At 55.3% G+C, this 14,394-nt stretch carries 11 protein-coding genes and 1 riboswitch; of the genes, 8 read left to right on the top strand and 3 right to left on the bottom strand.

Going from position 1 to position 14,394, the window contains the following annotated elements; all coding sequences use genetic code 11:
• Positions 1-69 precede the first annotated feature (69 nt).
• Complete coding sequence (locus V4U84_RS15645) at positions 70-930, top strand: helix-turn-helix domain-containing protein (RefSeq protein ID WP_334074915.1); 861 nt, start codon at positions 70-72, stop codon at positions 928-930.
• A gap of 8 nt (positions 931-938) precedes the next feature.
• Here the strand turns inward: V4U84_RS15645 and V4U84_RS15640 are convergent, their stop codons facing one another.
• Positions 939-1,889 carry a helix-turn-helix transcriptional regulator gene (locus V4U84_RS15640; RefSeq protein ID WP_334074914.1) on the bottom strand — a complete coding sequence of 317 codons (951 nt, stop codon included), beginning with the start codon at positions 1,887-1,889 and terminating at the stop codon, positions 939-941.
• A gap of 201 nt (positions 1,890-2,090) precedes the next feature.
• Here V4U84_RS15640 and V4U84_RS15635 point away from each other — a divergent pair, with 201 nt between their 5' ends.
• From V4U84_RS15635 to V4U84_RS15615, 5 genes are all read left to right on the top strand, one after another.
• Positions 2,091-2,408, top strand: a complete 318-nt coding sequence (locus V4U84_RS15635; RefSeq protein WP_334074913.1) for a thioredoxin family protein — start codon at positions 2,091-2,093, stop codon at positions 2,406-2,408.
• Positions 2,409-2,548: 140 nt separating this feature from the next.
• Complete coding sequence (locus V4U84_RS15630; RefSeq protein WP_334074912.1) at positions 2,549-3,658, top strand: hypothetical protein; 1,110 nt, start codon at positions 2,549-2,551, stop codon at positions 3,656-3,658.
• A 522-nt stretch (positions 3,659-4,180) separates the two neighbouring features.
• Positions 4,181-5,059, top strand: coding sequence for a GNAT family N-acetyltransferase (locus tag V4U84_RS15625; protein WP_334074911.1), 879 nt, complete (start codon positions 4,181-4,183; stop codon positions 5,057-5,059).
• 128 nt (positions 5,060-5,187) lie between these two features.
• Entirely contained in the window at positions 5,188-6,462 is a 1,275-nt protein-coding gene (locus V4U84_RS15620; protein ID WP_334074910.1) for a glycosyl hydrolase family 28-related protein, read from the top strand.
• 194 nt (positions 6,463-6,656) lie between these two features.
• On the top strand, positions 6,657-8,174 hold the full coding sequence (locus V4U84_RS15615) for a sugar transferase (protein ID WP_334074909.1): 1,518 nt from the start codon (positions 6,657-6,659) through the stop codon (positions 8,172-8,174).
• Here V4U84_RS15615 and V4U84_RS15610 read toward each other — a convergent pair.
• The gene (locus V4U84_RS15610) at positions 8,110-9,417 is read right to left on the bottom strand and encodes a glycosyl hydrolase family 28-related protein (RefSeq protein ID WP_334074908.1); all 1,308 of its coding nucleotides are present in this window, start codon (positions 9,415-9,417) and stop codon (positions 8,110-8,112) included. The genes V4U84_RS15615 and V4U84_RS15610 overlap by 65 nt on opposite strands.
• A gap of 133 nt (positions 9,418-9,550) precedes the next feature.
• On the opposite strand from V4U84_RS15610, the gene V4U84_RS15605 reads away from it, so the two are divergent.
• Entirely contained in the window at positions 9,551-10,534 is a 984-nt protein-coding gene (locus tag V4U84_RS15605) for an NAD-dependent epimerase/dehydratase family protein (RefSeq protein WP_334077499.1), read from the top strand.
• 379 nt (positions 10,535-10,913) lie between these two features.
• On the opposite strand, the gene V4U84_RS15600 is transcribed toward V4U84_RS15605, so the two are convergent.
• Positions 10,914-12,230 (bottom strand): hemolysin family protein, encoded by a 1,317-nt coding sequence (locus tag V4U84_RS15600; protein WP_334077498.1) that lies wholly within the window; start codon positions 12,228-12,230, stop codon positions 10,914-10,916.
• Between the two features lie 256 nt (positions 12,231-12,486).
• Positions 12,487-12,586: riboswitch (purine riboswitch) on the top strand.
• Between the two features lie 68 nt (positions 12,587-12,654).
• On the opposite strand from V4U84_RS15600, the gene V4U84_RS15595 reads away from it, so the two are divergent.
• Entirely contained in the window at positions 12,655-14,091 is a 1,437-nt protein-coding gene (locus V4U84_RS15595) for an NAD(P)/FAD-dependent oxidoreductase (protein WP_334077497.1), read from the top strand.
• Positions 14,092-14,394: the final 303 nt, after the last annotated feature.

Below are 14,394 nucleotides of genomic sequence, written 5' to 3'. Positions count from 1 at the left end.
CATAAATTTGTTTTATTTGTTCAATTAACCATAATCTATCACAGTCGTAGTAAAGGGAGAATGTGCAGGATGACAAAGTATATGGATTATATGATCAGTCCTCATCCGATACGCGTCTTCGATCCGGCCGTCGATCCCAAGCGCTTGAAGCTCCAATCGCTGTCGATCGTCTCCGCCGGGCATTTGCCCGGAAGAACGTCGCAGCGCAGCGATTCCGAGTTCCGGGACTGGGCGTTCGTCGTCATTACCGCGGGAAGCGGGTATTACCAGGTGGGCGGCGGTGAAGTGAGACGGGTGGAGGCCGGTTCCTGGTTCTGTCTTTACCCCGGAGTGGAGTTCAATTACGGACCGGATACCGGAGGTTTTTGGGATGAGTACTATTTCACGGTAAAAGGGGAGAGGGTGGAGGAGTGGCTCCGGGATTGGCTGTTTGAGGTCGATGCGGTCAAAATTGTCTCTGTCGACGAAACGCTGCTGAACAAAATGGAGATGATGTTTATGCTGATCGACAGCGGCATACCGAGCAACCTGGACCGGGCGGCCCTGCTTCTGGAATCGCTGCTGTATGAACTTGTCTCCCAGGGAGACCGGGCGGAGGCGGGGAATCGGGGCAGGTTCGCCTTGAAAATCATCGAGGACCTGGGCCGCTCCCTATATGAGACCCCGAGCGCTTCCGAGCTTGCCGCCAGGCATCATATTTCCGTGTCCACGCTCCGCCGGGTCGTCCACGAATACACCGGCTACCCTTTGAATGAGTTTATCCACCGGCTGAAAACCGCCGAAGCGAGGAATATTTTGCTCAACACGGACATGAGCGTGAAGGAAATCGGCGAGGCGCTGGGGTACAAGGATATGTTTTATTTTTCCCGGGTTTTCAAACGAATTACCGGGGTATCGCCCCGCAGCTACCGCAGCCGAGTCGGAACGTGATACCCGGGCTATCGGTATTTGGCCGTCAATTCGGCCAGCTTCCGCTTGATTTCCTCGATCAGCTCAGGCGGTTCAAGGACGGTGGCTTCACTGCCCAATCCGATAAAAAAACTCGCCAAAAAAGGCACCTCCCCGAGCGGTATCGTGCCTTGCAGGTAGCCGGAACCGTCTTCCCGGAGATGAAGCGGGATGTGACGGCTCAGCTCGGCCTCGCACAGCTCCGCTCCCGTAGGGCTTAGTTCCACACGGATGTTGGTATCGTGGACTTTGGAGCGGATGCCGGCTTCCCAATTGTCCAGGTGAACTTCGCTTAAATCCAGGGGCGGGATTTCCGATGAAGGGGCGGCGGACAGAATCCTGTCGCAGCGGAACAACCGGAAATCCGCCCGTTGAAAGCAGTAAGCGGGGCAGTACCACAGACCGTTTTTGGCGTAGATGCCGACGGGTTGAATATCCCGGCAGTCTGGTTGGCCGTCGCCCGCCGGGGCGTACTCCACCCGGGTCACTTGCCGACGCACGGCGCTATCCAGCAGCAGCGGGAGGTAAGGGAAGCGGGAATTTCTCTCCGGCGTGACGAAATCGACGCGGTTTTTCATTTCGTCGATCCGGTCGCGGACATCGCCCGGCATGAAATGATAAAATTTCCCGAGCGCGGAGGCCGCCTCCGTCTCAAAGGGAAGATAAGCATAGTGGCGCAGCGCGTGACTGGCGAAAAAAATCGCGACGGCCTCTCCCTCGGTAAAGGCGATCGGCGGCAGCACACGCTCGTTTAACACTTGGTAGCCGCCGTGCGGACCGACCTCGGAGTATAGAGGGACGCCAAGCTCGCTCAGCTCCTGCAGATCCCGCAAAATGGTGCGGGAAGAGACGCCGAATTCCTCGGCCAGTTCACGGACCGTAAATTTGCGCTTCCGGTTGACGGTCATCATCAGCTCCATCAATCGTTTCGATTTGGGCAAGTCGGATCTCCTCCGCTATAGTTGGATTATTGATACGCATTGCAGATATGCAGGAATTCTATGATATCAAGGTTGTCTGAAGGGGCACTGGCTACTTCTTTAATCCAACCTAATAGCGATATTGGTTTTGCTATACGGTGACAATCTTTGTCACTATTATGGCGGTACTTAGACGGATTTGTAAAGAGAGGAGGAATGTGCGTGAACATTCCGGAAAGGTCGGAAAAAGAACTGCTGGCTCATCTCCAACAGGAGGCGGGAAACGATCCGGAAGCGGTATATTTTCATACGCCCCTGTGCGGAACGTGCGCCTTGGCGGAGCGGATGCTCGGAATCGTTCTGGAGACCGGGGCGGCGATGCCGGTCTCCAAAATCAACATCAACTTTGCGCCCGTACTGCGGGAGACATGGCGGATTTCCAGCGTGCCCTGCCTGGTGATCCTCGAAAACGGCCGTCCGGTCCGCATCGAGTACGCGCTTCATTCCGTGGTCGATCTGCACCGTTGGCTCAAGCGCTAAACCGCCTAACAAACGCCGGGTTTCCTTCGCGATAGACTTCTTCCGTGAAATCGGTGCGAGCTGGGCAAACACACAGGGCCGCTATCTCGCATAAGGTGTAAGGTATGAAACACCAGGTTAGGAGAGGAGTTGGATTCCGCATGACAAAGCGGGAGCTTCACTATTTTGCGCGGGGGAATACGGCGGCCGGCCTGTACAGTCTGGTCGATTCGGCGTTTCAGGGACTTTCGGCGATTTACGTATTAAAAGGTGTTCCGGGAGCGGCGGCCGGTTTGCTGAAGCATTTGGCTTCAACCATCGAAGGGAGCGGATGGAGCCTGCAATTGATTCATCAGCCGCTTGATGGCGATCTGCTTGAAGGCCTTACCATCGAGGAGTTGTCGGCGGGTTTTGTGGACGGCGAAGCTTGGCCCGAAGGTTTTGAGCCGGAAGGAGCGAAGCTGTCCTTTATCGATCTTCGAACGGCGTTCCGGGAGGAGATGCTCGCATCCGCCCGCGAAGAACTGCAAAGTCTGGAAGAAGAAATCGCAGGCCTGTACGAGGAGGCGTATGCGACATTTTTGCGGACACTGCGCATTCATGATGAATGGGAGAATTACTATATCGACCAATTGGATCGGGAAAAGATGAACCAATTGGCCGCCGAGTTTGCCGATACGCATTTGCCCGTCTTCGAAAACGCAGGCCCGGCCCGAATGACGCATCGGTTCCTCGGTGCGGCTACCTGGCGGGGAGCGGTCGATTTCGTCCTGAATTTGACGGATCGGCTGCGCACGCGGATTTATGTCAAGGGCCGGCCGGGCTCCGGAAAATCGACGCTGTTCCGGAAGCTCGCCGCGCTGGCCGAGGAGCGGGGGATCGGCACGGAGGTGTACCATTGCGGCTTCGACCCGAACAGCCTGGATATGCTCATCTTTCCGGAGCTGAGCCTGGCGATCTTTGACAGCACCGCGCCGCACGAGCATTTCCCTTCCCGCGAAGGCGACAGTATTCTCGATGTATATGAACTGGCGATTACGCCGGGAACGGACGAGAAATTCGAAGCCCCCCTGCGTGCGATCAAGGAACGCTATTCCGCGTCCATGAAGCAATCGATCTCCTTGCTGGCCGAAGTCAAAACCCGCCGGGAACGGCTTGAGCAAATTTACCGGGATGCTGCGGACGATAAGCTTGTCGCCGGCTTGCGGGATGAACTGAAGCGCGAATTGGACGCACTTGCCGAAGATGCTCCCAGTCTGGCGAAAAAGTGACTATATAGGTTGAACTATTGATTTGCCTATTAGACAAGTGTAAAGGGTTCTTTTCACACTCTTGGCCTACAGCTCATGGTTGGTTCAAATTAAAGGGAATTCTTCCCGTTAATTTGGTGCGTATGCGGCTGCAGAGGGGAATTAGCTGGAAAACCTCCCGGTAATTCGCCTGAAAATGTGTCTATCGGAAATTAGGCCGCGAAATAGATGGAGAATTTCCAGCTAAATCCGATTCAAGAACCAAGAGCGGTAGATTAACGGGAGGTTTTCCCGTTAGTGTGTAGACTCCGACGATGCGAGGGCGCTTTATATCTACAATTGTGGATGTTGGCAACGTATCTCCGAAACCATTTCATATCCTTGCCCAACGCCAATTCTTTAGTTCAACCTAGATAGCCGAAAATCCGCTCCCGCCAGCATGGTCGCTCTCGCGCATGAAGAGCCCGCTATAAACAAGGCGGGCTTTTTGCTATATTTAGGGATATACGGCTATTATCGATAGGTACATAAGGAGGGGTAAACATGGAAGAGCTTCGATATTATCGAGGTACGGAGTGCGAATGGCCGCTTCTGTTTGCCGCGTTTCAAGCGGGATTCTCCGATTATCTCATCCGGTTTCAATTGACGATGGAGCAGTTTGCCGACCGTTTTTTCGGCCCGGAAGGCAATGCGAGAGAGCACTCCTTCGTAGCGCTTAGAGGCGGCAAGCCTGTCGGCCTGGTCCTCGGAGGGATTCGGGAATACGAGGGAGTTCTCACGATGCGATGCGGGGCGTTGGCCGTCATTCCGGACGAACGCGGCCGGGGTGTCAGCCGCCGTTTGATGGAACTGCATCGTGAGGAAGCGGTGCTTCAGGGATGCCGTCAGCTGTATCTGGAAGTGATCGCGGGGAATGATCGGGCGATTGCTTTTTACGACAAACTCGGATACCGGAAAGTGTACGAACTGTCCTACTTTAGTTTGAACGATCCGGGCACTCTGGGACCGGTTGCCGATAAGGAGATGTCGGTCGGGAGAGCGGAGTGGGATACCTTTGAAGCGTGGGTAACGGAGCGGCGGTATTTTCACCTTAATTGGCAGAATGACCTGGACTATATCCGGAAAAGCAACACATTCTCATTTTTTAGCGCTTCCGTAAACGATGAGCCTGCGGGAATGCTGGCGATAAGTGGGGAGGGCCGGGTCTCGGTACTGCTGGTGGACCCTTCCTTCCGGTGCCGCGGGGCGGCAACATTGCTGCTGCGGACGGCCGCTCGCGAGCTGGATCTGTCCAGGCTCAGTGTTTCTATGGCTAATAACGCTTGGATGGAGGGCTTTTTGCAAGGGCAGGGATTTCAGCGAGAATCCCTTTTTCAGTATGAGATGTATTTGACCCTGCCGCCGGCGAGCCGAGTGGAATAATTTAAATTTGAGGTATATGCCCATTGCCCCTTGGTTCTCCCCGTTATTAAATAAGGATAGAGGATGTACAAAAAAATCGTTCTCAAGGGGGCCGGTAAGCCACATCCATGATGTTGGGGGGAAGGGCCATGATTGATGTAACGATGTTGGGAGCCCGGGGCAATGGCCGTACCGACGATTCGGCCGCCATTCAGAAGGCGCTGGATCAGGCGATGCGAAGCGGGGATACCGTTTATTTTCCCGGCGGCGTCTATATGATCCGTCCGGGCAAGGCGCTTCGGGTCTGCGGGAGGACCACGATTCAGGGAGACGGAAACACTTCTATTCTAAGGGCTTCCGCCGGGGGATTCGGTTGGGAACTGATGCGGGCGGCGGGCGATCAAATCGGGATTCGCGATCTCGTCCTCGACGGGAATAACCGGGTTAACCGGGTGCTGGTGATCGGCGGGGGCAGCCGCGAGGTGACGGTGGAGAATGTTGAGGTTACCCGTGCTACGCACAGTACAGATCCCGAAAGTGAGTATTACACCGGGATTGTAGCCGGCATCGTGATTTATGGAAACTCGGAGGCCATTTCCATTTCCGGCTGCAAGGTATCCCATGTCCAAGCGGTGAATCTTACGAGCGGCAGCCTGATCGCCAGAGGCATTTACGTAACGACCGCTTGGGGCAGCGCGGAGCGGGTTGCAAGGAATGTGACGATCAGCGCCAGCCACATTCATCATATCGGACCGGCGGACGACGGCGACGGCATCTATTATGAGGACCCCGCGTTGGACGGCGGACAGGGGAGCGAAGTGGGCAGCGCGATTTCCGGCAACCGGTTCGATCACTGCGCCAAACGGGCGATAAAAATCTATGCCGAAGGAATTACGACCCGCGACAACTTGATTACCAACTCTTATTTGAACAATAATTACTACATGGGCAGCAACAAGGGCAAGCTTGCGCCCGATATGTATTCGGCCATCAGCCTGTACGGCAACCACCAGCTTGTCGAAAGAAATTCGATCAACGGCAGCGGCAGCTTTTACGCGGCGATTGAGGTCGCCTCGGGCCAGGAGGTCCACGACATTAGAATTCAGAACAATCAAATCACTATGGGAGATCGCAGCGCCATAGCCGGAACGACAGGCATTCGCCTCGGAAATATCCGGGATTTTAAAATTCTCAACAACACGGTCAACAACGGGGAACGGGGAATCTGGACCTGGCAGAACGCGACCGGAGGGGAGATCCGGGGCAATATTCTCGTCCATAAAAGAGGCGGAGGCATTGACCTGAGCACCTATCTGCGGGGCTACGTTCAGAGAAACATCACCTGCTCGAACAACCGGATCCGGGCCTCCAAGTTCACCGTACAGACCTCTCCCACGAACCAGAACGTGGTTGTCAAACAATAGAAAATCATGCCTAATCCTTTTGGGAGCGACCCGGGGATTAGGCTTTTTTGCGTCTGGTGTTCCCGTTGTAAATTTCCAGTTTATGTCCATCTGCCGCGTCCGTTGTTGAAGCGAAGTTTTCCCGTTCTTGATTTTCATACCGTGCCGTATAGATAGAGAGAAAGCACCGATCGGATAAATGGAGGGGAAAAAGTTTGATCAAGTCATTGCGCACCAAAGGGCCGCGGGCGGGCCTTATTTTTCTGGACGGCCTATGGATTTACGCAAGCTGGACGGCGGTACTTCGGCTGACACCCGGGGGGGCGGCACCTCCCAGGGAGGAAGTTTTGCTGCTGATATCATGGACAGGGCTGGTTACGCTGCTGACCTTCTACCTGTTCAACTTGTATGACGCAACGGGTCGGCAGAAACCCGCGCATTTGGTGTGGAATCTGTTTCTGTCCCATGCCGCAGCGGCCGCAGGAGTTGTTGTGTTGCAAGAACTGCTGCAGACGGAGGAAGGCTTATACCCGCTGATCCTGGTTGCTTCGAGCCTTCAGCTCCTTCTTTCGTCCGGGTTTCGGGCACTATGGTTCTTTATCGGGTGGAGAAGATCGCGTCATAAAAAGACCGTCCTCCTCACGGGAATCCGCGAGGAGGATCTGGAATGCGCCCGGAAACTTGTACAGGGAGGGCGGCCTTGGCTGGAGATTCACAGCGTATTGCGGACGGGCGGGGAGGGGGACACCGGACGGCCGGGAATACTGCGCCGCCTGGAAGTCCTGCTGCTCGACGGCACCCGGGTGCTCCTGGTAGGTCCGGGCGTTCCGCCGGCCTTGCGCCAAGAAGCGGTGAGGCTGGCCGGCGCCCGGAACGTGGAGGTGCTAATGGTGCCGGAGCTTCTGGAGCTGTCCGTCCGGGGGGCGGAGCTGCAGCAGTTGGATGACCAACTGCTGTATTCGCTGCGGCCGCCCGGGTTGACCCGGACGGAGCGTTTCATCAAGCGCGGCGCGGATCTGGGACTTGCCGCGCTGCTCCTCATCGCGGCTTCCCCTCTGATGCTGCTGCTGCTCGTTGCTGTGCCGCTGACCTCCAAAGGGGGAGCGCTGTATGTGCAGGAACGGCTCGGCCTCCGGGGCAGGCCGTTTCCGCTGTTGAAGTTCCGCAGCATGGTGGACCGTGCGGAGGCGGGCACCGGGCCGGTTCTCGCCGGGGACGGCGACGAGCGCATTACCCGGCTCGGCCGATGGATGCGGGCGACCCGGCTGGACGAACTGCCGCAGCTGGTCAATGTACTGCTTGGCCATATGAGCCTCGTCGGGCCGAGGCCGGAGCGGGAGCATTTCGTCTCCCGATTCAGCGCCGAGCTGCCGCATTATGATGGCCGTATGGCCGTGAAGCCCGGGTTGACGGGATACGCTCAGGTGATGGCTTGTTACGCGACAACGGCGGCCGATAAACTGCGGTACGACCTGGCATATATCCATAATTACTCACTGCTGCTGGACCTGAAAATCCTCGTCCAGACGATCCGCGTCGTCTTGCAGCGGGAGCAGGCCAAGGGAGTGAGCGGGGCCGGGGCATCCCCTGCATCCTCCGCTTCCCCGGCATACGCCCCAACAGGGGCTTCCGCTGGTCTTTCCGCCGAAGTTCCCGGCGCTTCGGCCTTTATGGATTCCCGCGGGACTGTGCGGCTTCCGCCGGATAACGTATATCCGTTTCCGCATCGATAATGTCGTTGCCGCGGAATTGTTCGGCGCGGTCGATGGCGCCGCTTGGGAGAAAGAAGCCCGTATGCATGCCGCGAATCCGGTTTCCCGTCACGCGTGCGCCGCTGATTCGCCCGAGGCGGATGCCGGTGCCGTTGGCAGGAGGCTCGGAGGGGGCGCCGGGGGAGCTCGCGCCAATGTCATTATTTTCGATAATGATCCGGCTGAGGCTTCTTGTCCCGGCGTCCGCTTCGATGGCCGCGTAGAAGGTTCCGGCCCCGTCGATGATATTATTCGAGACGGTCACATCGCTGGCGTACACGGAGATGGCCGCATACATATCCTGGGGGATCCGGTCGGATTCCGGGAAGCGGTAGCGATTATTTCCGCGATAAGGATTCGTGATCACGTTATTTCGGACCAGGACGCCTGGGGCGGCGATTTTGATGCCCCGTTTGGCGCTGTAGGCAATCCGGTTGTTCTCGACAACGGAATCCGACAGCGGGGCACCGGGAGCGGCTTGGTCAAAGTGGATGGCATCCGCATCTTCGCGGGGGGTAATGTGGGAAATGCGATTTCCCGCAATCCGCACCTGGTTCGCCGGCGGGACTCCCGGATTGTTCCACACCATGATGCCGCGTGCCACAGGTGACGGATGGATTGCGGAAATATAGGAGATGGTGGAATTCTCCACCGTAACCTCCCGCGTCCCCCCATAGATCATGATCCCGCTGACTACGGCGGAATACAGAGGGCTGTGGGGATTGTCGGGCTGGCTCATTTGCCGGATGACGATGTCCCGAATCCGCACCCGCTCCGAGCCGGTATGGACGCCGATGCCGCGGATCAAACGGTAAGCGCCGTCAATGGTAATACCCTCGATGCTTATTCGCCGGCCCGTTACCGAGAGGGCTTCGTAGCCGGTTTGATCGGTACCCGGCAAGCCGAAACGAAGCACCGGTCTTCCCTGACCGATCAGCCGGATATGACTGCGCAGGGGCAGGGGGTGTTCGGGGTCGAGCAGGTAAGTCCCGGCCGGGATCAAGATGTCCGCCCCATGTTTGTGATTGGCGGCTTTTTGCAGAATGAGGCGGAAGGCAGCGGTATCGTCTGTGACTCCATCCCCCCGGGCTCCCGCCTCTTTCACATTCAGCACCAGCGGGGCATGAAGGTACCTGAGGACCGCCGGAACCGTTAAGGCCAACGCCGCCAAAAACGACAAGGCTATCAGAGCGGGCAGCCTCTTTGAAATCGGGCGTCGCTTCATATACTCTACCTCCCTCTTTGTTTTATCCCTATGAACCCAACGCATAAATTAGCCCTTCGGCACATAAAGTAGGAAACGGAAATATCGTGAATGGGCGCTTGGCAGCCGCCTATTTTAGAATGGAGAGTAGAAAATGATGAAGGTGCTTGTTACGGGAGGAGCGGGTTTTATCGGCAGTCATACGGTAAAACTATTACGCGAGCAAGGTTATCAAGTGGTCGTTGTCGACCGGCTGGCGGGGGCCCTGGTACCGGGAAAGGACGAGTCCGTCTCAATCTATCAATTGGACCTTGTATCCGAAAAGCTGGAGAGAGTCTTTGAGACGGAACGGCCGGACTGCGTGATCCATCTGGCTGCCCAGATCAGTGTGCAGCGGTCCTTGAAGGATCCTTGCCAGGATGCCGAAAGCAATATCATGGGGACGATCCATTTGCTGACGCAGTGCGTTCGTTACGGCGTGAAAAAACTGGTGTTCGCTTCCTCGGCGGCCGTATACGGTACGCCGGAATCCATCCCGATTCAAGAGACGGATAAGACGGATCCGCAATCCTTCTACGGCGTGTCGAAGCTGGTGGCCGAAAGGTATATTCACTCGTTCGCAGTCCAATACGGACTGGATTACGTCATTTTAAGGTACGCGAATGTCTATGGATTCAAAACAACCCGCTCCGGGGAAGACGGAGTTATTACTGCGTTCGTGGAGCGGATTTTAAGCGGACAGCCGCTGGAGATATTCGGCAGCGGGGAGCAGACGCGGGACTTCGTTCACGTGCAAGATGTGGCCCACGCCAACGTCCTGGCCATTCGAAACGGGAGCCGGGACATCGTCAATATCAGCGGTGGCGGCGGCATTTCACTGCTGGAAATCGTCGGGCTGCTGCGGGAACTGTCCGGTGTGGAGCCGGCGCTGCATTTTCTTCCGCCGCAGCCGGGGGATATCGGCCACAGTGTGATGTGCAACCGGAAAGCGGCGGAGAAGCTGAACTGGATGCCTTATTATACCCTGCGCGACGGTTTGCATACATTGCTCCGCCATGAGGTCCAATACAGAGAAGGACTGAACCGGAACCCCCCCGTCGTCCATCAACCGAAGCTGTCGGGAATTTCAGCCTTGTAAGCCCTCGGAACCGTCCGGTTTTCCGGACGGTTTCCGCCGTGCTATGATGCGGGACAAGGCGCCAAGGCGGTGATCGTCGCGATGGCCGTCCCGCTGGCCGCCGGAGCGGGGCGTTGGCTCGGGGAGAGCCTGCTGCAACTGCTGCGGGTGGTGATCGGCTCGCTGATCCGGCCTTCCGCGGCGGAAAGGCCGCCGCAAACCGTGCGCTGCAATACCTCTGGCCCTACGGCTGCCCGTCGTATTAGCGGCTGGCTTTTGGGCTATTACGTACACTGCCTGAATTTGCGGAAGCTTTTCCCGTTATTCGACCCCGCTCCAACACCAAAAAAGGTTGCCCCACACCAGCTATACGCTGCTGACAGGGCAACCTTTATTTATCTTAATCCTCGAGTTGCGGTGCGAGCTTGATGATTTCCAGCTTCCGGAACCGGTGCGGTTCTTTCTCCAGCAGTTTGAAACGAAGGCTTTGGTGCTCCAGCGTTTCCCCGACTTTCATTTCGGGGTGTCTGCCGTACAGCCAACCGCCGATCGTGTCGACATCCTCCGTGTCCAGGTTGGATAACAGCAGGTCATTGATCTGATTGACCGTAACCTTCCCATCGGCAATCAGATGGGTTTCGCTAAGCTGAACCAGCGGCTGTTCCTCTTCCTTGTCGAATTCGTCACGGATTTCGCCGACGATTTCCTCCAGGATGTCCTCGATGGTGACAAGACCGGCGGTGCCGCCGTACTCATCGATGAGGATGGCGATATGCGTGCCTTCCCGCTGCATCCGCTGCAGCAGTTCATTGACCGGCGTTACTTCCGACACGGCCATGACCGGCTGCAAAATCGAGGCCACTTCCAAGTCGGGATTATCCTCGTAAGCCAGGAAGAACTGTTTGGTGTTGATGGTGCCGATGACATTGTCCTTGCTCTGTTCGACGACGGGGAACCTGGTGTATTGCTGCTCCTTGATAATTTCAAGGTTTTCCTCCCGCGTTTTATCTGTATATAAGCACACCATATCGGTGCGCGGAACCATAATTTCCTTGGCGAGCAGGTTATCAAACGCGAAGATCCGGTTGACGTAACCATATTCGCTTTGATTGATTTTACCGCTCTCGAAACTTTCATTAATAATAATTTGCAGTTCTTCTTCCGAGTGGGCTTCTTCGTGCTCGGAAGCGGGTTTGATGCCGATCATCCTAACGAGTTGATTGGCCGAGCCGTTCAATGTCCAGATGAAGGGACGCATCACTTTAGTAAACAAAATGAGCGGCTTTGCGGTAAACATAGCCACGGCTTCCGCTTTACGGATGGCCACGGTTTTTGGCGCCAACTCACCGACTACAACGTGAAGATAAGTGATTACCACAAATGCGATGATGAAGGAAAGCACACCGCTTAATGCTTCAGGTATATGGAGGCTGTGAAACAGCGGGTGAAGGATTTGCTCCACCGTCGGTTCGCCCAGCCAACCGAGTCCAAGCGCCGTAATCGTAATTCCCAACTGGCAGGCGGATAAATATCCGTCAAGATTGGAGGTGACCTGCTTAACGGCCAACGCCTTCTTATGCCCTTCGGCAATCAATTGATCCACGCGGCTGCCCCGCACCCGGACGATCGCAAACTCCACCGCAACGAAAAATGCCGTCATGGCTATGAGAATCACGACCAAAACCAAATTAAATACCAAAAGCCTGTCACTGTCCATTCGCTACATCTACTCCTTTTTAATTAAAAATATGAATAAAGACATAAGTATATTATAAAGCATGTGAATTATTAATGCGAATGAGCAATGATAATTTCATAGCGAAAATTATGGATTAATGTTCGTGTTTTGGTCGTTTTCGTGGATTTTTATTAATGAAAAATCATATCTTATTTATGATAAACGAATATTGGTCAATTTATCTATTGACTTATTCGGTATTTTAACGCTATTATTACTAGCGTAACAGTGAGAACATAGATTTGCTTTTACGATTCGTATATCCTCAAAAATACGGTTTGAGGGTCTCTACAAGGAACCACAAATTCCTGGCTACGAACGGGTGCTTGCGCATACCTATTCGAAGTCGGGATTTTTTGCGTTTTCTGCAGACCATAACGAATTTCAGGAGGAAATTGAACTGATGAATAAATATGATGTCATCGTAGTCGGGGCCGGACCAGCGGGGATTTTTGCCTGTTATGAACTGACGCGGAAGGCGCCGCACTGGAAAGTGCTGCTGGTGGATAAAGGACATGACATATATCGTCGCCGCTGTCCGATTTTGGAGGAGAAGATTACGCTTTGTCCTCCCGCTGCCGGGAAAAAAGAGTTCGCCGGCTGTCTACCCGCGTGCTCCATTACAGCGGGCTTTGGGGGAGCCGGGGCTTACAGCGACGGCAAATTCAACATCACGACCGAGTTCGGCGGCTGGTTGACCGATTACATCGCTCCGTCCAAAGTGCTGGAGCTGATCCGGTATGTGGACGCGATCAATCTGGAGCATGGCGCCACACCGGTCATTACCGATCCGCTAACGGACGCGGTCAAGGGGATCGAGCAGCGCGGCTATGCCGCGGGCTTGAAGCTGCTCAGGGCTCAGGTCCGCCATCTTGGCACGGAACAGAATCTGGAGATTTTGAAATCGATCTATGAATACTTGAAAACCCGGATCGACATGATTTACAAGGCGGAAGTGGAGGACCTCATTACGGTTAAGGAGGATGGAGGTCATCGGGTTCAGGGCATCCTGCTGAAAAACGGGGATTCGTACGAGGCGAACAAGGTTATGGTAGCTCCGGGGCGGGACGGTTCGGCCTGGCTGACCGAAATTTTGAAGAAGCGCCGCTTGAAAATGTCGAACAATCAGGTCGATGTCGGCGTTCGCGTGGAAACGTCCGATGTGGTGATGCGGGAAATCAACGAGCATCTTTATGAAGGGAAGTTTATTTTCAACACCTCGGTGGGCACTAGAGTCCGGACGTTTTGCAGCAATCCGTCGGGGCACGTCGTCGTGGAGAACCACAGCGGGGTGATGGCCGCCAACGGGCACTCCTATAAAGATCCGGTTCTCGGCTCGCAAAATACGAATTTCGCGCTGCTCGTCTCGCATAAATTCACCGAGCCGTTCGACAAGCCGAACGAATACGCCAGAGAGATTTGTGAGCGGGCGAATGACCTTTCCAATGGCGGCGTGATCATACAGAAGTATGGGGACATTTTGCGGGGCCGGCGCTCGACGGCGGCCCGAATCGCCGAGGGATTTTTGGAGCCGACCTTGAAGGAGGCGGTACCCGGAGACCTCGGACTCGTTCTGCCTTATAATACGATGAAGAGCTTGATCGAAATGGTCGAAGCGCTCGACAAGGTTACCCCCGGAATCGCTTCCGAGCATACGCTGTTCTACGGCGTGGAGGCCAAATTCTATTCGGCCCGTCCGAAGCTGACGGAATCGCTGGAAACGGAAATCGCCGGGCTCTATTGCGGCGGGGACGGGGCCGGAATTACGCGCGGGCTGGCCCAAGCGGGAGCGGCCGGAGTCTGGATCGCCCGGGGAATGATGGAGCAGGCGGGAGTATAGCTGACAGCGCGGAGAAATAGAAGATGCGGGATTTAATGTAAGCGGAGGCGAAGGGGCCTCTGCTTTTTTGTTTTATTATCAGGAGTCCCCCGTCCCCGTTGCCCTCCGTGTTGACTCAATGGCTTGATGAATTACTGCAAATCTGCAGGTATATATGCAATCTTGGAGAAACGTTCGCTGATGATATTCGCGAAATTTGAGTTTGCGGCGCTCTTTTAACATGATTTTTACAAGTAGGAAATAGTGGGCAATTGTTAGAATTTTATGATTGTAAGGGAATTCATCCAACAATTGTTAAGGGAG

This window comes from Paenibacillus sanfengchensis, from assembly GCF_036864765.1.
In the GTDB taxonomy this organism is placed as follows: domain Bacteria; phylum Bacillota; class Bacilli; order Paenibacillales; family Paenibacillaceae; genus Fontibacillus; species Fontibacillus sanfengchensis.
Note: the sequence above shows the minus strand (reverse complement) of the source record. Positions and strands in the feature narration are given on the sequence as shown.